Origin of the sequence: Mesorhizobium sp. CA16 (genome assembly GCF_020165175.1) — a bacterium.
Lineage (GTDB): Bacteria > Pseudomonadota > Alphaproteobacteria > Rhizobiales > Rhizobiaceae > Mesorhizobium.
Window position 1 is genome coordinate 299396 of sequence record NZ_JAIUHP010000004.1, and the last position, 22757, is coordinate 322152.

Sequence of the window (22757 nt, forward strand, 5' to 3'; positions counted from 1 at the left end):
CCCCGCATGGCACAGAAGAAAGGATACGAGGTCGATTCGTGGCTGGCGAAGCCCGATCCGGCCATGGCAATCGTCCTGCTTTACGGCCCTGACCGCGGCCTTGTCGCCGAGCGGGCGAAAACCTTCGCCGCGAAAACCGGCCTGCCGCTCGACGATCCCTTCTCGGTGGTCAGGCTGGACGGCGCCGAAGTCGACCGCGATGAGGGGCGGCTGCTCGACGAAGCCCGCACGGTGCCGATGTTTTCCGACCGGCGGCTGCTTTGGGTGCGCAATGCCAGCGGCCAGAAGGCGCTGGCCGACGACATCAAGGCGCTGACCGCCGAGCCCGCGCGCGACGCCATCATCCTCATCGAAGCCGGCGACCTGAAGAAAGGCACCGGCCTGCGCGCCATCGTCGAGGCCGCCGGCAACGCCATTGCCTTGCCTTGCTATGCCGACGAGGCCCGCGATCTGGACTCAGTGATCGACGACGAATTGCGCAAGGCCGGCATGTCAATGACCTTGGACGCCAGGCAAGCGCTGCGCCGCAACCTCGGCGGCGATCGCCTCGCATCGCGCGGCGAGATCGAGAAGCTGGTGCTCTACGCGCATGGCCACAAGGAGATCGGCATCGACGACGTCAACGCGCTGTCGGGCGACGTCTCCGGTGCTTCCTTCGACGCCGCTGTCGACGCCATGCTGGACGGCAAGGTCGGCGATTTCGACATCGCCTTCAACCGCCACTGCCAATCGGGCGGCCATCCGTTCCTGGTGCTGTCATCGGCGATGCGCCAATTGCAGGCGATCCAGGCGATGCGCGGCCAGATGGAGACCGGCGGCCGCAACGCCGCTTCGGTCGTCGCCGGCGCCCGCCCCCCGGTCTTCTTCTCGCGCCGCAAGCTGGTGGAAAAGACGCTGGAGCGCTGGAACGTCGAGGCGCTCGCACGTGCGCTCGGCCGGCTGCAGACGGCGGTGCTGCAGACCCGCAAACGACCGGACCTGTCGGAAGCGCTGGCACGCCAGGCGCTGCTTGGCATTGCCATCGAAAGCGCGAGGCTAGGGCAAAGGTAGCTGCCTGCCGCTGCTCAATCCATCACCATATCCGTCGGCTGAAAGGTCGGCAGCGCCTGGGGAAAGACCAGCACCACCGCGCCGTAAAGGAGCAGGGCGATGCCAGACACCTTGGCTATGCCCTTTCCCGCCGGGAAGGTCTTTTCCGCAAAGATCAGCAGCGTGACCACGGCCATTGCGGCGACATTCATGATCCCGAGCGGGAAAAGTGCCAGAAACAAGAGCCAGCAACAGCCCAGACAAAAGGCGCCGTGCTCGAGGCCCATGCGGACCGCGCCCCAAGAACCATCGCGCCAGGAGGTCAGGATGAAACCGAGTGGCGTGCGGCATTTGGCCAGGCACAGATCCTTCAGTGGCGAGAGCTGGTAGGCGCCGGCAATGATCAGCAGGGCGCCGCCGATGCGTGCGGCCGTCGCGGTGGACAATCCCGCACGATCGGCAAGCGTCTCGGCTCCTGCGGCGCCGGCAAAGGCCAAAACGCCCACCGTGCCCCAAACCAGCATATAGCCTGCCACGAATACCCAGGTAGCGACAAAGGCCTCGCCGCGACCTCGTTTGCCGGCTTGGACCTGGTGGAAGGTCAGGATCATGGGCGCCGCCGTCGGAAACATCATGGCAATCATCATGATCATCCAGACAGCAAGAAACAGCGGCGCCGCCATGCCCATGGTGGGTGAGTACATCTGCATGCGCATATCTGCGTCCGTGCCGATCCGCTGCCGGATGAGCAAGACCCACGCCGCCGCGGCGACAGCGCCCAATAGGGCGAGAATGATGTTTCGCTGCAATGTCAGCGTCATGGGCGAGGCCGTTCCGACCATGCGTGCGGGACTATTGCTGGCCGGACCAATTGATCGGAGCGTAGTGCGCGTTCCGGCGGGAATTGTCCCAACTCATGCCATGGTCGCTGAAAGTATTGCCTTCCATTCCCATCGCCATACCGAGCCAGTCGGGATTGACGGGATGGCCGGAGGCCACCCACATCTCGCCGTCCTCGCGCATTGTCGGCAACGGTTCGACCGCCAGCTGCATCACGCCGGCAATCTCCACCGACCGCTTCTTGCCGTCGGCCTGGTATCTGATCGGCACCTTCTTGGCTCCGAGATTGGTGCTGATCATCGGCGCGAAGGCGGCCATCGGCCCACCCGCGGCGCCGGTGAAGATGGCGCCCAGCGCTTCGGTCTGCCCGTCATCCGCACGGTCGTCGATATAGGCGGCGGCCGTCCAATTGCCCTCCGCCATCGGACCTGGCGTGTGAGCAACCATCGCGACATTGAGCCCGTCCAACCGAACGTCCCCGAAACTGCCCTTGTCGATATGAAAGACCAAGGCGACGTCGCAAACGCCTTTCGTCGGCTTCGATGTCAGCTGCGCCTGGGTGGACAGCAGGCAAGGACATACGACGTCGCAGCTGCAATTCTCGAAGTAATTTCCGGACAATTGCCAACTGACTGCCATTTACACCTCCCATTGTGTCAGGCGTGTCCGGCTTTGGCGAGGCGGTGCCGTTTCACGGAGAACGGCAGATAGCCCTCACCGCGACTGATCGGCACGCTGGGGCAGTAATTTAAGGTCAAGCTAATAAAGGGTACGCCGTTGCCGTGGACTGTCAAGGCGCGGGCTGCGGTGCCTCGGCGGTGGGCAAGCGCTGGCGAGACAGGTGGCGGGCGGCCCGATGAAAACCGCCGCAGCATACCCGTCGTCATTCTAGGGCGGAGCAAGGAGCGAAGCGACGCGCGCAGACCCTAGAATGACGATAGAGGGGAACGGCGCTCCTTCACGGCCCCCCTCTGCCCTTGCCTCCCACCTTCGCCAGTTCACCACCGCCAACAAGGGGCCGGCGGATCGCCAGTGCCTTGTCTATCACCGATATATCAGGCGTATCCAGCTTTAACCTAAAACCTCAGAGGCCAGTAAATACCGTTACGCCTCAGCCGCCTACCGCTCGTCCTTCAGGCGCCGGCAGAGCTCGTCGAGCTGTTCCAGCGAGCGGTAGCTGACCTTGAGCGTGCCGCCCTTGCCCTTGTGCTCGATGCTCACGATCATGCCGATCGTATCGGTCATCAGCTTCTCGAGCGCCAGCGTGTCGGGGTCCTTCTCGGGCGGGCTCGCGGGGGATTTCACCTTGGCTGGCGTCGGGCCGGCGGGCATTTGCGCCAAGGCTTCGGCCTGGCGCACCGAAAGCCCTTCCTTGACGATGCGCTTGGCGAGCCCGGCCGGGTCTTCGGCGGTGACCAGCGTTCGGGCGTGGCCGGCCGACAAATCGCCGTCGACCAGCATGTCGTGAATGACGTTGGGCAGCTTCAACAGCCTCAGCGTGTTGGCGACATGGCTGCGGCTCTTGCCGATCACCTGGCCGAGATCGGCCTGCGTGTAGCCATGCTCGTCGATAAGCTGCTGGTAGCCTTGCGCCTCCTCGACAGGATTGAGATCGGCGCGCTGGACGTTCTCGATGATCGCCAGCTCCAGCGCGGTGCGGTCGTTGACGTCGCGCACGATCAGCGGGATTTCGGTCAGACCGGCGCGCTGCGCCGCCCGCCAGCGCCGCTCGCCGGCGATGATCTCGTAGCGGCCGGGCTGCGACGGCGAGGGGCGCGCCACGACCGGCTGCACCACGCCGTGCTCGCGGATCGACTGGGCCAGGTCGGTGAGCTCGGCATCGCCGAAATGCCGGCGCGGATTCTTCGGGTTCGGGCTGACGAACTCGATCGGTACCTTGCCGTCGGCTGCCACCGCCGCGCTCGCCTTTTCGGGCGCCGCCGGACGGTCGATTTCGCCGATCAGCGCCGCGAGGCCGCGGCCCAGTCTTTTTCTCGATTGGTCTTCGCTCATGAGTTTATCCAGATCGTTTCGGAATCGAATCGACTAATTAACCACGCCGTCGCGCGATGATGGTAGCTCAGGCGGCGCGCAGCTTGCGCTCGCGGCGGATCACCTCGGAGGCGAGCTGCAGATAGGCCTGGCTGCCCGAGCATTTCAGGTCGTAGAGGATCGCCGGCTTGCCGTAGGACGGCGCCTCGGAGACGCGTACATTGCGCGGGATGATCGTCTCATAGACCTTGTCGCCCATATGGGTGCGCACATCCTGCACCACCTGGTTGGCGAGGTTGTTGCGCCCGTCATACATGGTGAGCACGATGCCCTGGATGGTGAGGTCCGGATTGATGGTATTGCGCACCTGTTCGACCGTCTCCAGCAACTGGCTGAGACCTTCCAGCGCGAAGAACTCGCATTGCAGCGGCACGAGAACGGAATCGGCCGCCGCCATTGAATTCAAAGTCAAAAGGTTGAGCGAGGGCGGGCAGTCGATCAGCACATAGCCGAACGGCGCCGAACGCTCGGAGGCGGCGCGCAGCGCATTGCGCAACTTGAGCACGCGGTCGGGCGCCGAGGCGATTTCCATCTCGATGCCGAGAAGGTCGAGAGTCGAGGGTATGATGGAGAGGCCGGGCACCGCCGTCGGCACCGCGGCCTGCTCCAGCTCGAGCTCGCCAGTCAGCACGTCATAGGACGAAACCGTGCGATCCTTGCGGTCGATGCCGAGGCCGGTGCTGGCATTGCCCTGCGGGTCGAGGTCGACGATCAGCACGCGCTCGCCGATCGCGGCCAGCGCCGTGGCCAGGTTGATGGCCGTCGTCGTCTTGCCGACGCCGCCTTTCTGGTTGGCGACAGTGATGATACGCGGTCCGGTTTTCATGGATTTATGCCAGTAATTCATTGCTGTTTCGCTGGGCGCAAGTCGGTGATGTCGAGGATGACGCCTTCGGCGTCGGTCATGCTCGAATGTTCTACCAGATCGAAGCCCCAGCGGTGAGTGCTTTCTTCCACCTCGGCGCGGTAATCCCGGCCTTTGTGAAAGAGCGCGCGTGCGCCGCTGGTCAGCCAGGGCGCCGATAGGTCGAGCAGGACCGGAAGCGCCGCCAGCGCCCTGGCCGTGACGATTTCTGGTGTTGAAACAAGCGCATAGCTGTCATCGATGCGCCTGGCCACGACACGCGCCGGCAAACCGAACTGGCCTATGACGGATTGCAGGAACGACGCCTTTTTGCGATTGCTTTCGACCAGGGCGATCGATGCGCCGGGGCGCTCCGCCAGCAGGAAAGCCAGCACCAGGCCGGGAAAACCGCCGCCTGAGCCGAGATCGACCCAGCGCGTCGCGGTGGATGCGATTCGCGCAAGCTGGGCGCTGTCCAGGATATGGCGGCGCCACACATCGTCCAATGTCGACGGCGCCGCCAGATTGATGCTGCGGTTCCATTTCAGGAACAGCTGTTCGAACGCCTGCAGCCGCTCGAATGTTTCACGTGAAACCGGACCCGCTGCCTTTTGCAGGCTCGCCCAGGCATCCGCGCTCACGCCAAGTCCTTTCGCGCTGCGAACTCGGCGTTGCGGACATGCGCGACAATGATGGCAAGCGCGGCGGGTGTCATGCCTTCCATGCGCTGCGCATCGGCGATCGAGCGCGGCTGGCGCGCCTTCATCTTCTGCTTCAGCTCGTTTGAAAGTCCCGGAACGTCCGAGAAATCGAGCGCCTCGGGGATGAGCCGCGATTCCTCATGCCTGATCTGTGCGGCGTCGGCTTGCTGGCGATCGAGGTAAACTGAATATTTCGCCTCCGTTTCGAGCCGCTCCGCCGTCTTGGCGTCCAGTTCGGCAAAGCGCGGCTCGACCCTTCTCAGCCAGGCCATGTCGACGCCCGGATGCGCCAACAGCGCATAGGCCGAGCGGCGCACGCCGTCTTTGTTGATCTCCAGCCCATGCCGTGCCGCTTCATTCGGCGTAAGCGTCACAGACTTTGCCAGCGCGCGGGCTTCGTCGAGCTTCTGCGCCAGCGCGCCAAAACGCTGCAGCCGCTCCGTTGACACGATGCCGAGTTTTTCCGCCAACGGCGTCAGCCGCTCGTCGGCATTGTCGGCGCGCAGCGACAACCGGAACTCCGCGCGCGAGGTGAACATGCGATAGGGCTCGGCGATGCCCCGGCTGGTCAGGTCATCGACCATCACGCCGATATAGGCCTCGGTGCGGCTGAGCACGAACGGCTCATCGCCGGATGCCGCCCGCGCGGCGTTGATGCCGGCGAGCAGGCCTTGCGCGCCGGCCTCTTCATAACCGGTCGTGCCGTTGATCTGCCCGGCCAGGAACAGGCCGGCGAGCCGCTTCGTCTCCAGCGTCGTCTTCAGCTCGCGCGGATCGACATGGTCATATTCGATCGCGTAGCCCGGCTGCAGCATCGTCGCCTTTTCCAGCCCGGGGATCGTCTTCAGCATGTCGAGTTGCACGTCTTCCGGCAGCGAGGTTGAGATGCCGTTCGGATAGACGGTGTCGTCGTCGAGGCCTTCGGGCTCGAGGAAGATCTGATGGCCCTCGCGGTCGCCGAACTTGACGATCTTGTCCTCGATCGAGGGACAGTAGCGCGGCCCGATGCCTTCGATCGAGCCGGAATACATGGCCGAACGACCGAGATTGGCGCGGATCAGCTCATGCGTCGCCGGCATGGTCCGGGTGATGCCGCAATGGATCTGCGGATTGGCGATCACGTCGGTCATCAGCGAGAACGGCACTGGATCCTCGTCGGCGGCTTGGGCATCCAGCGACGCCCAGTCGATAGTGCGGCCGTCGAGGCGAGGGGGCGTTCCGGTCTTCAGGCGACCGAGCTTGAAACCCGCGCGCGCCATCGTCGCCGACAGGCCGAGACTTGCCTGCTCGTTCATCCGCCCGGCGACGATCTTCCTTTCGCCGATATGGATCAGCCCGCGCAGGAAAGTTCCGGTGGTCAGCACGACGGCGCCGCAGACCAGCCGCCGATTGCCGGAAACCAGCACGGCTGCGACGCTACCGTTTTCGATCTCAAGGTCGAGGACTTCGCCCTCGATCACGTCGAGATCGTTCTGCTGCCGAATCGCTTCCTGCATTGCCAGGCGATAAAGCTTGCGGTCGGCCTGGGTGCGCGGCCCGCGCACGGCCGGCCCCTTGCGGCGGTTGAGCAGGCGGAACTGGATGCCGGCGGCATCGGCGATGCGGCCCATCAGCCCATCCATGGCGTCGATCTCCCGCACCAGATGGCCCTTGCCGAGACCTCCGATCGCGGGATTGCAGGACATGACGCCGATCGTCTCGAAGCGCAGCGTGACCAGGGCGGTCCTTGCGCCGGCGCGCGCGGCAGCACTCGCCGCCTCGCAACCGGCATGGCCGCCGCCCACCACCACCACATCATAGTGATTGGTCATTTTTCCAAGAATCCGCTTTCAGAGATTGGGTTGACAGATGTCCCCGACGGCGGCTGGTGTCAAGGAGAGGTGGACTCGTTTCACGTGAAACAATGAATGGCGAGCATTGCGATCCAAGCCGACAACTGAGAAGCCGGCGGCGCCGGCGGAGTTTCACGTGAATCATTGCGGGGTAGCGCCCCAGCCCGTGTTTCACGTGAATCACTTACCGATGCAGAACTGCGAAAAGATGACGTCGAACAAATCTTCGACATCAACCGCGCCGATGATCCGGCCAAGGCGCTCGGCCGCCAGCCGCAGTTCCTCAGCGCGCAGTTCCTGTCTTTGGCCCGACAGTGCCGCCCGCAGGAAATCCGCTGCCTCTTTGAGCAACTCTACATGGCGCAGCCTGGATGGCAGCACGTCACCCACCTCGCCAACCGCAGCGGCGGCGCGGGCCCCTATCTCGTTCAGAAGGCGGTCCAGACCGCCGCCGTCCTTGGAAGAAATAACCAAGTCGTAGTCACCGCCGCCGGCATTGGCGATGTCCGACTTCGTTCCGATCCTCAGCACCGGAGCCCCACCTGGGATATCCCCAACGGGCGTCGGATCAGCCATATCCTCCAACAGCAGAACGAGATCCGCCACGTCAGCTTTGGCCCGCGCCCTTTCGATACCGATCGACTCGACCTTGCCCGCAGCCTCCCGCAGACCGGCCGTATCGACAAGCCGCACCTTCAGCCCGTTAAGGTCCATCACCACCTCGATCAGATCGCGCGTCGTGCCCGGTTCATCGGTGACGATCGCCGCTTCGCGCCGCGCCAACGCGTTGAACAAGCTGGACTTGCCGGCATTCGGGGCGCCGAGGATCACGACTTCGAAACCATCGCGAATGATCTCCGCGGCCTTGAAACCTCCGATGTGGCGATCGATTTCCCCGATCATTACCGACACGTCGGACCAGACCGCCTCCGAAACGGAACCCGGCACATCCTCTTCCTCGGCGAAGTCGATCTCCGCTTCGATCATGGCTCGCGCGTGGATCAGCCGGCGGCGCCAGTCCGAATAGAGTTCGCTTTGCGCACCTTCGGCATTGCGCAGGGCGAAGCGGCGCTGCGCCTCCGTCTCGGCATTGACCAGATCGGCGAGCGCCTCGGTCTCGACGAGGTCAAGCTTGCCGTTCAGAAAGGCGCGCCGGGTAAACTCGCCCGGTTCCGCATGCCGCACCCCATCGAACTGCGTGATCGTCTCCAGCATCTTGGCCGCAACGGCGCGGCTGCCATGGACCTGGAACTCTGCAACGTCCTCCCCGGTGAAGCTGCCGGGACCTGGAAAGAACAGGACGAGGCCGTGATCGATGATCGAGCCGTCCGCCGCCCGGAGCCTTCGCAACGTGGTAAACCGATCCTTAACGGATCCGGCTATCGTTTCGACCACGAACCGAGTTTTGGGGCCGGAAATTCGGATGACGGCGATGCCTGCCGGCAAGCGGCCGCTCGACAGTGCGACGATCGAATCCTTCGACGCCATTGGGGAAACCATTTGCCGGACCTGCCGAACCGCCTAGATTGAAAGATAGAGCACGGCCGAAAGCCGCTTCACACTTTTCGGCATCATGCTCCAGCGTTGATGCATGAGACCCAAAAAAGAGCCGTCCATCGTGACCTTACCCGCACGAAACCTGCTTGCCGAAGAGGCCAGCCCTTATCTGCAGCAGCACAGCGACAATCCCGTCCACTGGCGCGGCTGGTCGCCTGCGGCCCTTGCCGAAGCGAAGCAGCTCGGGCGGCCGATCCTGCTCTCCATCGGTTACGCCGCTTGCCACTGGTGCCATGTCATGGCCCATGAAAGCTTTGAGAACGACGCCGTGGCCGCCGTCATGAACCGGCTCTACGTGAATATCAAGGTCGATCGCGAAGAGCGGCCCGACATCGACCAGATCTATATGGCCGCGCTGCATGCCATGGGCGAGCAGGGCGGCTGGCCGCTGACCATGTTTCTGACACCCGACGGCAAGCCTTTCTGGGGCGGCACCTATTTCCCGCGCGAGGCGCGTTACGGAAGGCCGGGCTTCATCCAGGTGCTGGAAGCGGTCGACAAGGCCTGGCGCGAGAAGCAGCGGAGCCTCGCCGAAAGCGCCGACGGGCTGACCGCCCATGTCGAGCAGCGGCTAGCCAGCGCGACGGGCAAGGCGGTGCTCGATCGCGACACGCTGGCCGACCTCGCCACCCGCATCGGCGGCATGATCGACCGCGATCTCGGCGGCTTGAAGGGCGCGCCGAAATTCCCCAACGCGCCCTTCATGCACACGCTTTGGCTGTCCTGGCTGCGTGACGGCGAGGCCGCGCATCGCGACGCGGTGCTCGCCAGCCTCGAAAAAATGCTCGCCGGCGGTATCTACGATCATGTCGGCGGCGGTCTCAGCCGCTACTCCACCGACGCCGAATGGCTGGTGCCGCATTTCGAGAAGATGCTTTACGACAACGCCCAGCTCATCCGCCTGTGCAACTGGGCCCATGCGGCCACCGGGAATGACTTGTTCCGGATACGAATCGAAGAGACCGTCGGCTGGTTGCTGCGCGAGATGTTGGTCGAAGGCGGCGCCTTCGCCGCCAGCCTCGATGCCGACAGCGACGGCGAGGAGGGGCTTTTCTACACATGGAACCGCGACGAAGTCGAAGCCGCGCTCGGCGACGATACGTCGACCTTCTTCCGGTATTTCGAGCTCGCTGCGCCGCATGGCTGGGAAGGCAAGCCGATCATTCGCCAGAGCGAGACCCAGCAAGCTCAGGGCATCGCCGACTATTCGCAATTGGCGTCTCTGAGGGCAAAGCTGTTGGGCGTCCGCGAAGGGCGGGTCAGGCCGGGCCGCGACGGCAAGGCGCTCACCGACTGGAACGGGCTGATGATCGCAGCACTCGCCGAGGCGGGCCGCTCGCTTGGGCGGCATGACTGGATCGACTCCGCCGCAAAAGCCTTCGGCCATATCGTCGAGGCGGGCCAGGACGGACGGCTGCCGCATTCCATGCTAGGCGCGAAAAAGCTCTTTCCGGCGCTGTCCAGCGACTATGCCGCCATGACCAACGCGGCGATCGCGCTGTTCGAGGCGACCGGCGATCCGGCCTATTCCGATCGCGCCAGGCAGTTCACCGGCGAGCTCGACCGCTGGCACCTGGATGAACAAAAGAGCGGCTACTGGCTGACGGCGTCGGACAGCGGCGACGTTCCGATCCGCATCCGCGGTGATGTGGATGAAGCAATCCCGTCCGCCACCGGCCAGATCGTCGAGGCGCTGGTGCGGCTGTCATCGCTCACCGGCGATCTCGCTCTCTGGGAAAAGGCGTGGACGACCGCCGAGCATGCAATGGGCCGCGCCTCGCAGCAGGCCTACGGCCAGGCCGGCATCGTCAACGCCTGTGCCTTGGCGCTCGAGCCGCTGAAGCTCGTCATTGTAGACAAGCTGGATTCGCCAAGCCTCGTTCCGGTTGCGAATCGGAATCCGGACCTGCGCCGGGTCGACATCGTCGTGCCAATTGGTACGGAAGCGAATCGACCGTTGTTGCCGGGCGGCGTGTTGCCGCCGACGGACAAGGCCGGCGCCTGGTTCTGCAGCGGGCAGGTGTGCATGCCGGTGGTGAGGGATGCGGAGGAGTTGGAGAAGTTGCTGCGGCGATAGCGCCTTCCTCCTTCTCCCCTTGTGGGAGAAGGTGTCGCCGAAGGCGACGGATGAGGGGTGCTCCAGGGAAAGCCAGCGTCTCATTCCGCTGGAACACCCCTCATCCGTCTCGGCGCTGCGCGCCGATCCACCTTCTCCCACAAGGGGAGAAGGAGGAAGGGCGTCAGCCCAATCACGTATTCATCGAATCGAAGAAGTCGGCGTTGGTCTTGGTCTGCTTGAGCTTGTCGATGAGGAACTCGATCGCGTCGGTCGTGCCCATCGGCGCGAGGATGCGGCGCAGCACGAAGATCTTCTGCAGGTCCGCGCGCGGCACCAGCAGGTCTTCCTTGCGGGTGCCCGATTTGAGGATGTCCATCGCCGGGTAGATGCGCTTGTCGGCCACCTTGCGGTCGAGCTGGATTTCGCAGTTGCCGGTGCCCTTGAACTCTTCGAAGATGACTTCGTCCATGCGGCTGCCCGTATCGATCAGCGCGGTGGCGATGATGGTGAGCGAGCCGCCTTCCTCAATATTGCGGGCGGCGCCGAAGAAGCGCTTCGGGCGCTGCAGCGCGTTGGCGTCGACACCGCCGGTCAGCACCTTACCGGATGACGGCACCACGGTGTTGTAGGCGCGGCCGAGACGCGTGATCGAATCGAGCAGGATGACGACGTCGCGGCCGTGCTCGACCAGGCGCTTGGCCTTCTCGATCACCATTTCGGCGACCTGCACGTGGCGCGCCGCTGGCTCGTCGAAGGTCGAGGAAATCACCTCGCCCTTCACCGAGCGCTGCATGTCGGTCACTTCCTCCGGGCGCTCGTCGATCAGAAGCACGATCAGATAGCATTCCGGGTGGTTGGCGGTGATCGAATGGGCGATGTTCTGCATCAACACCGTCTTGCCGGTGCGCGGCTGCGCGTTGATCAGCGCGCGCTGTCCCTTGCCGATCGGCGCGACCAGGTCGATCACGCGCGGCGAGATGTCCTTGGAGGTCGAATTGTCGATCTCCATCTTCAGCCGCTTGGTCGGGTAGAGCGGCGTCAGATTATCGAAGTGGATCTTGTGCCGGATCTTCTCCGGGTCGTCGAAATTGATGGTGTTGACCTTGAGCAGCGCGAAATAGCGCTCGCCCTCTTTCGGGCTGCGGATCGGTCCTTCAACCGTATCGCCGGTCTTGAGCGAAAAGCGCCTTATTTGCGACGGCGAGATATAGATATCGTCGGGACCCGGCAGGTAGTTTGCGTTGGCCGAGCGCAGGAAGCCAAAACCGTCCTGCAGCACCTCGACCACGCCTTCGCCGATGATCTCGACATCCTGGGCGGCGAGCTTCTTCAGGATCGCGAACATCAGCTCCTGCTTGCGCATGACGCTGGCGTTCTCCACCTCGAGCGTCTCGGCATAAGCGATCAGCTCCGGCGGCTTCTTGTTCTTGAACTCTGCGAGTTTCATTTCTTGCATTAGATAGACTCTGGGTAGGCTTTGGAGAGGGAAATCGGCTGGATGCGACAAATGTCGGGCGCGGCCGAAAGCGAGAAAAGGGGCGGCGCATGACGGGAAGGAAGACCCGTCTTGTATCGTCGCTCGACTGAAAGAGCAAGCCGCCTTTTGCTGGGCCTGGCCGGATCCGGGAAGGCCTCAGAACGGCTTCACGACGACCAGGATGACGATGACGATCATCAGCAATGTGGGGATCTCATTGACGATCCGCCAGTGCCTCGCCGGCTTTTCGTTCTTGTCCTCGGCAAATTTCCTGACCGCGCCGGCGAGATAGCCATGCAGCCCCGACAAAATGAGCACCAGCGCAATCTTGGCGTGCAGCCAGCCGCCCTGGAATCCAAAGCCCTTCCAGGCAAGCCAAAGCCCGAACACCCAGGTCGCGGTCATCGCCGGATTGATGATCCCTCTGAGCAGCCGGCGCTCCATCACCTTGAAGGTTTCGGACTGCACCGAGCCCCTTTCGGCATCGACATGGTAGACGAAGAGACGCGGCAAATAGAGCATGCCGGCCATCCAGGAAATGACCGCGATCACATGGATCGCCTTGGCCCACGGATAGAAGCTGTCGGGTGCCGCGAGATAAAGCAGCGCCGTCAGCACGACGAGCAGGGCAATGCCGATCGCCATGCGCTTCATCGCCTGGCCAGTGCTGTTCTCGCTGCTTACATCGTTCATCGGCGGCTTCTCACCATTTTCACCATCGCCTCGACATGCGCCACCGGCGTTTCCGGCGTGATGCCGTGGCCGAGATTGAAGATCAGCGGCCCGTCACCCAAAGTCCTCAGAATTGCCTCGACGCCGTCAGAGAGCGCCTTGCCGCCGGCGACCAGGCGCAACGGATCGAGATTGCCTTGCACCGCTCCGTCGCGCTGCAGCTCCTTCGCCATCGACAGCGGCACGGTCCAGTCGAGACCGAGACCGGCAATGCCGGTCTTTCTCCTGTAGTCGCGATAGCGCTCGCCCGCGCCCTTCGGGAAACCGATCACCGGCACCTCGGGGTGAACCGCCTTCACTTGGGCGACGATCTCGGCGACCGGCTCGATGCAGAAAGCCTCGAAGGACGGCTCGTCCAGCACGCCCGACCATGAATCGAAAATCTGCACCGCATCGGCGCCGGCCTCGATCTGGCGGATGAGGTAGGCGGCCGAATGATCGGCCAAAATCTTCAGAAGCCGCCCGAACGCCTCGGGCTCGCGATAGGCGAATAGCCGGGCAGGGCCCTGGTCGGGTGTGCCGTGGCCGGCGATCATATAGGTCGCCACCGTCCAGGGCGCGCCGCAGAAGCCGAGCAGCGTCGTCTCATCGGGCAGTTTCGCCCGCAACCGGCGCACGGTCTCGTAGACCGGTTCGAGATTCACGTGAAACATGTCGCCGTTCAGCGCCGCAATCTCGGCCGCCGAGATCGGCTTCAGGACCGGTCCGCGGCCCTCCTCGAAGCGGACATCCCGCCCCAGGGCATTGGGCACGACGAGAATGTCGGAGAACAGGATCGAGGCGTCGAAGCCGAAGCGCTCGATCGGCTGCAGCGTTACCTCGACGGCAAGGTACGGATCGTAGCAGAGATCGAGGAAGGATCCCGCTCGCTTCCTGGTCTCGCGATACTCCGGAAGATAGCGGCCCGCCTGACGCATCATCCAGAGCGGCGGCGGTGAAACCGTCTCGCCCTTGAGGACGTCGAGCACGATCCGTTTCCCAGCCATCCTGCGCTGCCCTCTCTACAGCGCCGCGCGTCCTTAGACGCGCAAAGGACGCTGTAGCGCTTTCATTTAGCGCATGATCCTTTCCGAACCTCTGGTTCGGGGTCATGCGCGCCCCTCTTAAATCAAATATCTATTTTAAAAGAGTCTTCTGATTCTAAGAGTCTGTTGGTTGTGATGGTTGCGACCTGTCCAGCCTGCGGCTCGAAAAGGCCAGTCAGCATATTGTCGCGTACTCGCTTTCGCAATTTGGAGGGTTCTGGGGACGAAGCGGATTCCAGCTTTGGAGTCAAAAGCTTGGACTTACCGTTCCGAACCTCGCCCTGTGGATGAGATCGGCCAAGAAAACTTGATCCCCGGTTTTGTCCCCAGCGCCGCGACAAAGCCTACAGCTGGTCGAATTGTGGACAAGCGGTCATCTGATACAGTCGCTTCCTTGCCCAAGGCCTGCCCATCCAGCCTTGTCCACAATTGCCCACAGCCTGGACCCACCCCCTGTGAACAAACCTCAGAGCTTCTTCCATCTGCATCTGATCTCCGACGCCACCGGCGAGACACTGCTGGCGGCCGGCCGCGCGGCGTCCGCGCAATACAAGGATGCGCGCGCCATCGAGCACATCTATCCGCTGATCCGCACGGAAAAGCAGATCGCCAAGGTCTTCGAGGACATCGAGGAGGAGCCAGGCATCATTCTCTATACGGTGGTCGACCAGAAGCTGGCGCGCTCGATCGATGAGCGCTGCGCTGCCATGGGCCTGCCTTGCGTCTCGGTGCTGGAACCGGTGCTGACCGTCTTCCAGTCCTATCTCGGCACGCCGGCCGGTCGCCGCGTCGGCGCCCAGCACGTGCTCGACGCCGAATATTTCCGCCGCATCGATGCGCTGAACTTTACCATGGAGCATGATGACGGCCAGCTGCCGGCCAATATGGACGATGCCGACATCGTGCTGATCGGCATTTCGCGCACCTCGAAGACGCCGACCAGCATCTATCTCGCCAATCGCGGCATCAAGACCGCCAATATCCCGATCGTGCTCGGCGTGCCGCTGCCCGAAAGCCTGATCGCCGCTAAGACGCCTTTGGTCGTCGGCCTGGTCGCCACGGCCGAGCGCATCTCGCATGTGAGGCAAAACCGTATCCTCGGCAACAGCGCCGCCTTCGTGCCGACCGATTATGTCGACCGCGCCGCGATCAACGAGGAGCTCGCCTATGCCCGCCAGCTCTGCACGCGGCATGGCTGGCCGATGATCGACGTCAGCCGCCGCTCCATCGAGGAAACGGCCGCGGCGATCGTTGCCCTGCGGGGCAAGACGCGCTAACGGAGACCAAGCCGGATGAAGATGGACCTGCCACCGCCGCCGAATAAATCGAAAAGTCACGACGGATCCCATGCCTCGGAGATTGGCCGAAACGTCCATCGCTTCGTCATCCTAGGGCGGAGCAAGGAGCGGAGCGACGCAGCGTAGACCCTAGGATCCATGCCGTGACGCGAAGTGTTGCGACGGTGCAGAATTCTGCTCCGCTGCGCTCGTCGAGCGAGGGAACGGAATGGATCCTAGGGTCTCCGCGACGGAGCTTCGCTCCTGCTCCGCCCTAGGATGACGAAGTTCGTAAGGGCTTCGCCTTCAACTTGCCGGATCAGCAGCGTGAAGGAACTAATCAGGTAGTACATCATGGCCGAGAAAATCATCCTCGCTTCGGGCAGCCCGTACAGGAAGGCGATGCTCGTCAGCGCCGGCCTCGACATCGAGGCGGTGCCGGCAAATGTCGACGAGCGCGCGCTCGAGGCCCCGCTGAAGGACAGCGGTGTGTCACCTGAAGATGTCGCGTCGATCCTGGCCGAGGCCAAGGCGACCGAGGTCAGCGAGCGCAAGCCGGGCGCCCTGGTGCTCGGCTGCGACCAGACGCTGTCGCTGGGCGACGAGATTTTTCATAAGCCCGCCGACATGGAAGGCGCCCGCCGCCATCTCCTGGCCTTGTCCGGCAAGACGCATCAGTTGAACAGCGCCGCGGTGCTTTGCCGCGACGGCGCAGTGCTGTGGCGGCATGTCGGCGTCGTGAGCCTCACCATGCGCAAGCTCGACCCCGGCTTCATCGGCAGGCACCTGGCCCGCGTCGGCGCCAAGGCGCTGTCCAGCGTCGGCGCCTATCAGATCGAGGGCGAAGGCATCCAGCTGTTCGAGAAGATCGAGGGCGATTATTTCACCATCGTCGGCCTGCCGCTGCTGCCGCTGCTGAAGGAGTTGCGTGCATTGGGAGCCATCGATGGCTGAGAAAAAGGCCTTCGTCACCGGACATCCGATCGCCCATTCGCGCTCGCCGAAGATCCACGGCTACTGGCTGGCCAAATACGGCATCGACGGCAGCTATGAAGCGATCGACGTCGCGCCGGCGGATTTCGCCGCCTTTCTGAAATCTCTCGGCGAGAACGGCTACCGCGGCGGCAACGTCACCATTCCGCACAAGGAAGCCGCTTTCGCCGGAGCGGCCCGCCGAGACCATGCGGCCGATGAAATCGGCGCGGTCAACACGTTGTGGTTCGAGGATGGCATTCTGTGTGGCGGCAACACGGACGGATACGGTTTCGCCGCCAACCTCGATGAGCATGCGCCGGGCTGGGCGGCCAATGGGCCGGCCGTGGTTCTGGGCGCCGGCGGCGCCTCCCGCGCGGTCATCCACGCGCTGAAGGAGCGTGGCGTCAAGGATATCCGCATCGTCAATCGGACGCTCGCGAGAGCCGAGGAACTCAGCCGCCATTTCGGCGCCGGGGTCTCGGCGCATGGCGCGGGCGCGCTCAGTGAGCTGCTTGCCGATGCCGGCCTGCTGATCAACACCACCTCGCTCGGCATGCATGGTGACGCCACGCTCTCCGCCGATCCGGCCGGCTTGCCCGGCCATGCCATCGTCACCGACATTGTCTATGTGCCGTTGGAAACGCCCTTGCTTGCCGCCGCCAAGGCGCGCGGCCTGAAGACGATCGATGGTCTCGGCATGCTGCTGCATCAGGCCGTGCCAGGTTTCGAACGCTGGTTCGGCAGGAAACCCGAAGTGACGCCCGAATTGCGGCGCATGATCGTCGCCGACATCGAGGGCCATTGATGATCGTGCTCGGCCTCACCGGATCGATCGGCATGGGCAAGTCCACCACGGCGAAAATGTTCGCCGAAGCCGGCGTGCCGGTGCATGATTCCGACGAGACCGTGCATCGCCTTTATTCCGGCAAGGCCGCCCCTCTGGTCGAGGCGGCCTTTCCGGGCACGACGCAAGCGGGCGCGGTCGACCGGGTCAAGCTCGCCGAAAAAGTGCTCGCCGATCCGGCCGCGCTGAAGCGGCTCGAGGCAATCATTCACCCGCTGGTGCGCGCCGACGCCGATGCGTTTCTCGCAAAGCATCGCGCCGCCGGCGCGCGGCTTGCCGTGCTCGACATCCCGCTGCTGTTCGAAACGGGCGGCCGCAGCCGCGTCGACAAGGTCGTGGTCGTCAGCGCGTCGCCTGAAATCCAGCGCGAGCGCGTGCTCGCCAGGCCGGGCATGAGCGAGGAGAAGTTTTCATCCATCCTCGCCAGGCAGGTGCCCGACGCCGAAAAGCGCCGCCAGGCCGATTTCATCATCGACACCGGCCACGGCTTCGACGCCGCGCGAAAGAGGGTCGAGGCGATCGTCGCCGAACTCTCAGGGGAAAAGTCCGGCAAAGCCGGCTCCTGACATTACAGCGCCGCGCCCGTTCGGACGCGCAAGGGACGCTGCAACGCTTTGATTTTGCGCATGATCCTTTTCCGAAAATCGAGTCCCATTTTCGGAGGTCAGGCGTTAGGCCATCACCAGTCCCCATTGCCATTTTGTTCTGGTGTATGATTCTGCTCGTTTGGGAAGCGAACTGATTCGAATGCGTGAGATCATCTTCGATACGGAAACTACCGGCCTCGATTTGCGCGACGACCGCATCATCGAGCTTGGCGGTGTCGAGCTGGTCAACCGCTTCCCGACCGGCCGGACCTTCCACAAATTCATCAATCCGCAGGGGCGCGCGATCCATGCCGAGGCGCAGGCCGTGCACGGCATCAGCGCCACCGACCTGGTCGGCAAGCCGACCTTCGCCGAAATCGCGCAGGAATGGCTGGACTTCACCGACGGCGCCAAGTTGATCGCCCACAACGCAACCTTCGATATCGGCTTCCTCAACCTCGAATTCAGCCGGCTCGAGCAAGCTGCCATCGATCCCGGCCGCGTGGTCGACACGCTGGCGCTGGCGCGCCGCAAGCATCCGATGGGACCGAACTCGCTCGACGCGCTCTGCCGGCGCTACGGCATCGACAACACCCGCCGCACCAAACACGGCGCGCTGCTCGACTCCGAATTGCTGGCGGAGGTCTATATCGAGCTCATCGGCGGCAAGCAGGCGGCGCTGGTGCTGGAGTCCGTGGCGGTGCACATGAATGGCGCCGGCGAGGTGGCCGATATCGACATCTCGATCGGCGCCCGGCCGATCGCCCTGCCGCCGCGGCTCAGTGAAACGGATCGGGCGGCGCATGCGGGGCTGGTCGCGACGCTCGGCGAAAAGGCGCTGTGGCTGAAAGTGGCGGTCGGTTGATCGGGCGCTATTCGCGCTGACGTTGGAGACAGCGCCCTTTCCAATCCGATCGCGATCTGTCGCGGCAGCCATTGAACGGTTGGTCCCGTCGAAGGATCGCGTTAGTTTGATCGCGCGCCGACCGCGCCCAAACCCGCCCGCAAAAGGACCGCGATGACCGGACCCAATCCCAACGTCAAGCATCCGATTGCGATGCATCCGCGCGTCGGCTTCCTGAAGGGACTGGTGACGTCGCCCAACATCGAGATCGGCGACTTCACCTATTACGACGACCCCGACGGTCCCGACAAATTCGCCGAGAAATGCGTGCTGCATCACTACGACTTCATTGGCGACAAGCTGATCATCGGCAAGTTCTGCGCCATCGCGGAAGGCGCGCGTTTCATCATGAACGGCGCCAATCACGCCATGTCGGGCTTCTCGACCTATCCGTTCAACATCTTCGGCCATGGCTGGGAGGAAGGCTTCGACCCGCAGACCTGGTCTAAGGAGATCCGCGGCGACACCAAGATCCGCAATGACGTGTGGATCGGCATGGATGCGGTGATCATGCCGGGCGTGACGGTGGGCGACGGCGCCATTGTCGCGGCGAAATCGGTTGTCACGCACGACGTGCCGCCTTATGCGATCGTGGCCGGCAATGCGGCCAGGGTGGTGAAGATGCGCTTCGACGAGTTCACGGTGCGGCGGCTGCTCAAGGCGGCCTGGTGGGACTGGCCGGTCGACAAGATCAGCCGCAACCTCAACGCCATCCGCGGCGCCGACATTTCCAGGCTGGAGGCGGCGGTTTGAGCGCGCCCGAAAAAATGACAAACGACAAGACCCCGAACGAAACGGCGATCAGCCCGGAGCTGTTCACCCGTGGCTGGGTCTTCATCCGCGGCGTGCCGTCGATGAAGTTCCTGCCCCCGGAAGGCCCGCCGGAGATCGCCTTCGCCGGCCGTTCCAATGTCGGCAAATCGTCGCTGATCAACGCGCTGGTCGGGCACAAGGGCCTGGCGCGGACGTCGAACACGCCGGGCCGCACGCAGGAGCTCAACTATTTCGTGCCAGACGGCTTTTCCGGCGAGGGCGCCGACTTGCCGCCGATGGCGTTGGTCGACATGCCGGGCTACGGCTATGCCAGCGCGCCGAAGGACAAGGTCGATGAGTGGACCAAGCTGATCTACGAGTATCTGCAGGGCCGCGTGACGCTGAAGCGCGTCTATGTGCTGATCGACGCGCGCCACGGCATCAAGGCCAAGGACGAGGAAGTGCTGACACTGCTCGACAAGGCGGCAGTGTCCTACCAGGTGGTGCTGACCAAGACCGACAAGATCAAGGCCGCGGGCGTGCCGAGGCTGATCGAGGAGACGCTGGCCAAGATCAAGAAGCGGCCGGCGGCGTTTCCACTGGTGCTGGCCACCTCGTCGGAAAAAGCCGAGGGCTTGGACGAGCTGCGCGCCGCCATCGCCCTGGTAGCGAACGGCGGCTGACGCCGCCCGCCAGGTGACCGATCCCTCAGGATCAATCCATCTCGTCGCGTTCCGGCTCGCGATCGCGCCGGCCGCTGAGGATCTCGCGCTTGCCGACATGGTTGGGAGCGCCGACCAGGCCTTCCTTCTCCATGCGCTCGACCAATGAGGCGGCGCGGTTGTAGCCGACGCCGAGGCGGCGCTGGATGTAGGAGGTCGAGCATTTCTTGTCGCGCTTGACCACCTTGACGGCCTCTTCGTAGAGCGCGTCGCCATCCTCCTCGGCCATCGCGCTTTTGTCGAAGACCGGGCCGGTGTCGGCCGCTTCCTGTTCCTCTTCCTCGTCCGCGGTAACGGTGTCGAGATATTCGGGACGTCCCTGCGCCTTCAGATGCGCCACGACATGCTCGACCTCGACATCGGAAACGAAGGGGCCATGCACGCGCGAAATGCGCCCGCCGCCGGCCATGTGCAGCATGTCGCCCTGGCCGAGCAGCTGCTCGGCGCCCTGCTCGCCGAGGATGGTGCGGCTGTCGATCTTCGACGTCACCTGGAAGGAGATGCGGGTGGGGAAATTGGCCTTGATCGTGCCGGTGATGACATCGACCGACGGGCGTTGCGTCGCCATGATCAGATGGATTCCGGCGGCGCGTGCCATCTGCGCCAGCCGCTGGATGGCGCCTTCGATCTCCTTGCCGGCCACCATCATCAGGTCGGCCATCTCGTCGACGATGATGACGATATAGGGCATCGGCGCGAGGTCGATCGCGCGCTCCTCGAACAGCGGCTCGCCCGTGCCCCTCTCGAAGCCGGCCTGCACCTGCATGGTCACGACCTCGCCCTTGTCGCGGGCGCCTGCCGCGCGCTGGTTATAGCCGTCGATGTTGCTCACGCCGAGGCGCGCCATCTTGCGGTAGCGGTCCTCCATCTCGCGCACCGCCCATTTCAGCGCCGTGACGGCCTTCTTGGGATCGGTGACGACCGGCGTCAGAAGATGCGGGATGCCGTCATAGACGGAGAGCTCCAGCATCTTGGGGTCGACCATGATGAGACGGCATTCCTGCGGTTTCATCCGGTAGAGCAGCGACAGGATCATGGTGTTGATGGCGACCGACTTGCCGGAGCCGGTGGTGCCCGCCACCAAGAGATGCGGCATCTTGGCGAGCTCGGCGATGACCGGTTCGCCGCCGATCGTCTTGCCGAGGCCGAGCGCCAGCTTGCAGGAGGTATTGCGGAAGCCGGCCGAGCCGATCAGCTCGCGGAAATAGACGGTCTCGCGCGTCTCGTTGGGCAGCTCGATGCCGATGACATTGCGGCCCGGCACCACGGCGACACGCGCCGATACGGCCGACATGGAGCGGGCGATATCGTCGGCGAGCCCAATGACGCGGCTGGATTTCACGCCCGGCGCCGGCTCGAACTCGTAGAGCGTGACGACCGGCCCCGGCCGGACATGGATGATCTCGCCCTTGACGCCGAAATCCTCCAGCACGCTTTCGAGCAGATCGGCATTCTGCTCCATCCGCTCCTGCGACATGTAGAAGCCCTGGCCCTCTGGCGGCATCTGCAGAAGCTCTTCCGAAGGAAGCTCATAGCCGCCCATCGCGGATAGCGGCTCGACCTCGCCGGCCATGGGCAACGATGGTGCCTGCCTGGCTTTCCTGGCGCTTGCCGGGGTGGAGATCGGCATGGGCTTGGCAGGCGCCGGTTGGGCGGCCGCCGGAGCCGGCACGGGCGCCAAGATCGGACTTGCCTCCGCCGTGTTGGAGCGCCATTCGATGACCCGGTAAAATGACGTCGCCTCGCCCGGGAAGGCGGCACGGGGCTGGACCGGTTGCGCGGCCGGACGCTGCGCCGGCACCGGCTGCATCAATGGCTGCGCCGGAACGGCAGGCGCCTGCCCCGTCTCGTTCAGACGCGCCCGCGCCAGGCGCTCGGCCAGGAAGGGCATGCCGAACTCGAAAAAGGCATGATCGGAAAGATAGGACCAGCGCAATCCGCTCGGGCGCGGTTTTGGCGTCGGAGCAGCGGCCTGGCTCGGCGCGGCCGCTGCGGCCGGGACGATGGCAGGGGCAACAGTGGCTGGTGCGCGGACCGGCCTGGTTTGCATCGGCGCCGAGGCGGGAGCGGCGGAACTTTTCCGGACCGGAGCGGCTGGCGGCGGAGCCGGAGGCGCAGGCCGGACGGGCTCGGCCGCGGATGCCTTGCCCTGAGCGGCATCCTCCGGCGGAGCGGCCCGCCTGGCGAGGTCGGTGTCCGGCGTGCGCGTGAAACGCACATTGGGCGCAAGGAAGAAATAGTTCTGCCAGGCGGGGAGGCCGAAATCGTCGCCGGCCGATTCGGGCGATGTGTTACGAGCGGCGGTCGATTCGGCCCCGGGCAGGACTCGCAGCGGCACGACCTGCCCTGCTTGCGGGACCGCGCCATGGCGCCCGGTTTCCCGCGGATTGCGATGTTCGTCGTCGCTGTCGTGGGCTGAGGCGCCGGGATGATTGGCACGGGGGAAACGCATGGATGTCATACTCGAGACTCGCCGATTGAACGTCTCCCGAGACATAGGAAGCGATGGTTAACAGGTTCTTCCGAAAGCGCCTGCCGGACGATGCC

The 22757-nt window shown here is 64.1% G+C and carries 20 protein-coding genes; 9 read left to right on the plus strand and 11 right to left on the minus strand.

Annotated features, from left to right (window positions below; translation table 11 throughout):
- Window positions 1-6 precede the first annotated feature (6 nt).
- Window positions 7-1050: a DNA polymerase III subunit delta gene (holA, locus tag LB525_RS09135; protein WP_224544377.1), complete on the plus strand. Its 1044-nt coding sequence runs from the start codon at window positions 7-9 to the stop codon at window positions 1048-1050.
- 14 nt (window positions 1051-1064) lie between these two features.
- Here holA and LB525_RS09140 read toward each other — a convergent pair whose 3' ends face one another.
- The 7 genes from LB525_RS09140 to mnmE all read right to left on the minus strand — a co-directional run bounded on the left by LB525_RS09140 (window position 1065) and on the right by mnmE (window position 8786).
- On the minus strand, window positions 1065-1850 hold the full coding sequence (locus tag LB525_RS09140; RefSeq protein ID WP_224544378.1) for a DUF2182 domain-containing protein: 786 nt from the start codon (window positions 1848-1850) through the stop codon (window positions 1065-1067).
- Between the two features lie 31 nt (window positions 1851-1881).
- Window positions 1882-2508 (minus strand): DUF1326 domain-containing protein, encoded by a 627-nt coding sequence (locus LB525_RS09145; RefSeq protein WP_224544379.1) that lies wholly within the window; start codon window positions 2506-2508, stop codon window positions 1882-1884.
- 480 nt (window positions 2509-2988) lie between these two features.
- Window positions 2989-3882, minus strand: coding sequence for a ParB/RepB/Spo0J family partition protein (locus LB525_RS09150; RefSeq protein ID WP_224544380.1), 894 nt, complete (start codon window positions 3880-3882; stop codon window positions 2989-2991).
- Between the two features lie 67 nt (window positions 3883-3949).
- Entirely contained in the window at window positions 3950-4747 is a 798-nt protein-coding gene (locus tag LB525_RS09155; RefSeq protein WP_095769880.1) for a ParA family protein, read from the minus strand.
- Window positions 4748-4764: 17 nt separating this feature from the next.
- The gene (gene rsmG / locus LB525_RS09160; RefSeq protein ID WP_224544381.1) at window positions 4765-5406 is read right to left on the minus strand and encodes a 16S rRNA (guanine(527)-N(7))-methyltransferase RsmG; all 642 of its coding nucleotides are present in this window, start codon (window positions 5404-5406) and stop codon (window positions 4765-4767) included.
- The gene (mnmG, locus tag LB525_RS09165; protein ID WP_224544382.1) at window positions 5403-7277 is read right to left on the minus strand and encodes a tRNA uridine-5-carboxymethylaminomethyl(34) synthesis enzyme MnmG; all 1875 of its coding nucleotides are present in this window, start codon (window positions 7275-7277) and stop codon (window positions 5403-5405) included. The genes rsmG and mnmG overlap by 4 nt, the downstream gene beginning before the upstream one ends.
- Window positions 7278-7478: 201 nt before the next feature.
- Window positions 7479-8786, minus strand: coding sequence for a tRNA uridine-5-carboxymethylaminomethyl(34) synthesis GTPase MnmE (mnmE, locus tag LB525_RS09170; protein ID WP_224544383.1), 1308 nt, complete (start codon window positions 8784-8786; stop codon window positions 7479-7481).
- A gap of 130 nt (window positions 8787-8916) precedes the next feature.
- On the opposite strand from mnmE, the gene LB525_RS09175 reads away from it, so the two are divergent.
- Window positions 8917-10932, plus strand: coding sequence for a thioredoxin domain-containing protein (locus LB525_RS09175; protein ID WP_224544384.1), 2016 nt, complete (start codon window positions 8917-8919; stop codon window positions 10930-10932).
- A 172-nt stretch (window positions 10933-11104) separates the two neighbouring features.
- On the opposite strand, the gene rho is transcribed toward LB525_RS09175, so the two are convergent.
- The 3 genes from rho to hemE all read right to left on the minus strand — a co-directional run bounded on the left by rho (window position 11105) and on the right by hemE (window position 14109).
- The gene (rho, locus tag LB525_RS09180) at window positions 11105-12370 is read right to left on the minus strand and encodes a transcription termination factor Rho (protein WP_095769513.1); all 1266 of its coding nucleotides are present in this window, start codon (window positions 12368-12370) and stop codon (window positions 11105-11107) included.
- Window positions 12371-12547: 177 nt separating this feature from the next.
- On the minus strand, window positions 12548-13084 hold the full coding sequence (hemJ, locus tag LB525_RS09185; RefSeq protein ID WP_224532431.1) for a protoporphyrinogen oxidase HemJ: 537 nt from the start codon (window positions 13082-13084) through the stop codon (window positions 12548-12550).
- Window positions 13081-14109, minus strand: a complete 1029-nt coding sequence (gene hemE, locus LB525_RS09190; RefSeq protein ID WP_224532432.1) for a uroporphyrinogen decarboxylase — start codon at window positions 14107-14109, stop codon at window positions 13081-13083. Before hemE ends, hemJ begins: the two co-directional genes overlap by 4 nt.
- Before the next feature lie 494 nt (window positions 14110-14603).
- Here hemE and LB525_RS09195 point away from each other — a divergent pair, with 494 nt between their 5' ends.
- The 7 genes from LB525_RS09195 (at window position 14604) to yihA (ending at window position 20171) form a co-directional block, all read left to right on the plus strand.
- Window positions 14604-15425, plus strand: a complete 822-nt coding sequence (locus LB525_RS09195) for a pyruvate, water dikinase regulatory protein (protein WP_095769510.1) — start codon at window positions 14604-14606, stop codon at window positions 15423-15425.
- A 354-nt stretch (window positions 15426-15779) separates the two neighbouring features.
- Window positions 15780-16379, plus strand: coding sequence for a Maf-like protein (locus tag LB525_RS09200; RefSeq protein ID WP_224544385.1), 600 nt, complete (start codon window positions 15780-15782; stop codon window positions 16377-16379).
- On the plus strand, window positions 16372-17205 hold the full coding sequence (locus LB525_RS09205) for a shikimate dehydrogenase (protein WP_224544386.1): 834 nt from the start codon (window positions 16372-16374) through the stop codon (window positions 17203-17205). Before LB525_RS09200 ends, LB525_RS09205 begins: the two co-directional genes overlap by 8 nt.
- Window positions 17205-17810, plus strand: coding sequence for a dephospho-CoA kinase (gene coaE / locus LB525_RS09210; RefSeq protein ID WP_224544387.1), 606 nt, complete (start codon window positions 17205-17207; stop codon window positions 17808-17810). The genes LB525_RS09205 and coaE overlap by 1 nt, the downstream gene beginning before the upstream one ends.
- A 181-nt stretch (window positions 17811-17991) precedes the next feature.
- Complete coding sequence (gene dnaQ / locus LB525_RS09215; RefSeq protein WP_224544388.1) at window positions 17992-18696, plus strand: DNA polymerase III subunit epsilon; 705 nt, start codon at window positions 17992-17994, stop codon at window positions 18694-18696.
- A 153-nt stretch (window positions 18697-18849) separates the two neighbouring features.
- Window positions 18850-19488 carry a CatB-related O-acetyltransferase gene (locus tag LB525_RS09220; RefSeq protein WP_224544389.1) on the plus strand — a complete coding sequence of 213 codons (639 nt, stop codon included), beginning with the start codon at window positions 18850-18852 and terminating at the stop codon, window positions 19486-19488.
- Window positions 19489-19502: 14 nt separating this feature from the next.
- Window positions 19503-20171 carry a ribosome biogenesis GTP-binding protein YihA/YsxC gene (gene yihA, locus LB525_RS09225; RefSeq protein WP_224532437.1) on the plus strand — a complete coding sequence of 223 codons (669 nt, stop codon included), beginning with the start codon at window positions 19503-19505 and terminating at the stop codon, window positions 20169-20171.
- A gap of 31 nt (window positions 20172-20202) precedes the next feature.
- Here the strand turns inward: yihA and LB525_RS09230 are convergent, their stop codons facing one another.
- Window positions 20203-22671 (minus strand): DNA translocase FtsK, encoded by a 2469-nt coding sequence (locus LB525_RS09230; RefSeq protein WP_411971009.1) that lies wholly within the window; start codon window positions 22669-22671, stop codon window positions 20203-20205.
- Between the last annotated feature and the right edge of the window lie 86 nt (window positions 22672-22757).

What these genes read in the sequence shown, in the direction of transcription:
- LB525_RS09200 (WP_224544385.1), top strand. Translation starts at nt 15,780, where the DNA reads ATGGCCGAGAAAATCATCCTCGCTTCGGGCAGCCCGTACAGGAAGGCG.
- holA (WP_224544377.1), top strand. Translation starts at nt 7, where the DNA reads ATGGCACAGAAGAAAGGATACGAGGTCGATTCGTGGCTGGCGAAGCCC.
- hemJ (WP_224532431.1), bottom strand. Translation starts at nt 13,084, where the DNA reads ATGAACGATGTAAGCAGCGAGAACAGCACTGGCCAGGCGATGAAGCGC.
- hemE (WP_224532432.1), bottom strand. Translation starts at nt 14,109, where the DNA reads ATGGCTGGGAAACGGATCGTGCTCGACGTCCTCAAGGGCGAGACGGTT.
- LB525_RS09205 (WP_224544386.1), top strand. Translation starts at nt 16,372, where the DNA reads ATGGCTGAGAAAAAGGCCTTCGTCACCGGACATCCGATCGCCCATTCG.
- LB525_RS09145 (WP_224544379.1), bottom strand. Translation starts at nt 2,508, where the DNA reads ATGGCAGTCAGTTGGCAATTGTCCGGAAATTACTTCGAGAATTGCAGC.
- mnmG (WP_224544382.1), bottom strand. Translation starts at nt 7,277, where the DNA reads ATGACCAATCACTATGATGTGGTGGTGGTGGGCGGCGGCCATGCCGGT.
- LB525_RS09230 (WP_411971009.1), bottom strand. Translation starts at nt 22,671, where the DNA reads ATGACATCCATGCGTTTCCCCCGTGCCAATCATCCCGGCGCCTCAGCC.
- LB525_RS09140 (WP_224544378.1), bottom strand. Translation starts at nt 1,850, where the DNA reads ATGACGCTGACATTGCAGCGAAACATCATTCTCGCCCTATTGGGCGCT.
- dnaQ (WP_224544388.1), top strand. Translation starts at nt 17,992, where the DNA reads ATGCGTGAGATCATCTTCGATACGGAAACTACCGGCCTCGATTTGCGC.
- LB525_RS09220 (WP_224544389.1), top strand. Translation starts at nt 18,850, where the DNA reads ATGACCGGACCCAATCCCAACGTCAAGCATCCGATTGCGATGCATCCG.
- LB525_RS09150 (WP_224544380.1), bottom strand. Translation starts at nt 3,882, where the DNA reads ATGAGCGAAGACCAATCGAGAAAAAGACTGGGCCGCGGCCTCGCGGCG.
- mnmE (WP_224544383.1), bottom strand. Translation starts at nt 8,786, where the DNA reads ATGGCGTCGAAGGATTCGATCGTCGCACTGTCGAGCGGCCGCTTGCCG.
- LB525_RS09155 (WP_095769880.1), bottom strand. Translation starts at nt 4,747, where the DNA reads ATGAAAACCGGACCGCGTATCATCACTGTCGCCAACCAGAAAGGCGGC.
- rho (WP_095769513.1), bottom strand. Translation starts at nt 12,370, where the DNA reads ATGCAAGAAATGAAACTCGCAGAGTTCAAGAACAAGAAGCCGCCGGAG.
- yihA (WP_224532437.1), top strand. Translation starts at nt 19,503, where the DNA reads ATGACAAACGACAAGACCCCGAACGAAACGGCGATCAGCCCGGAGCTG.
- coaE (WP_224544387.1), top strand. Translation starts at nt 17,205, where the DNA reads ATGATCGTGCTCGGCCTCACCGGATCGATCGGCATGGGCAAGTCCACC.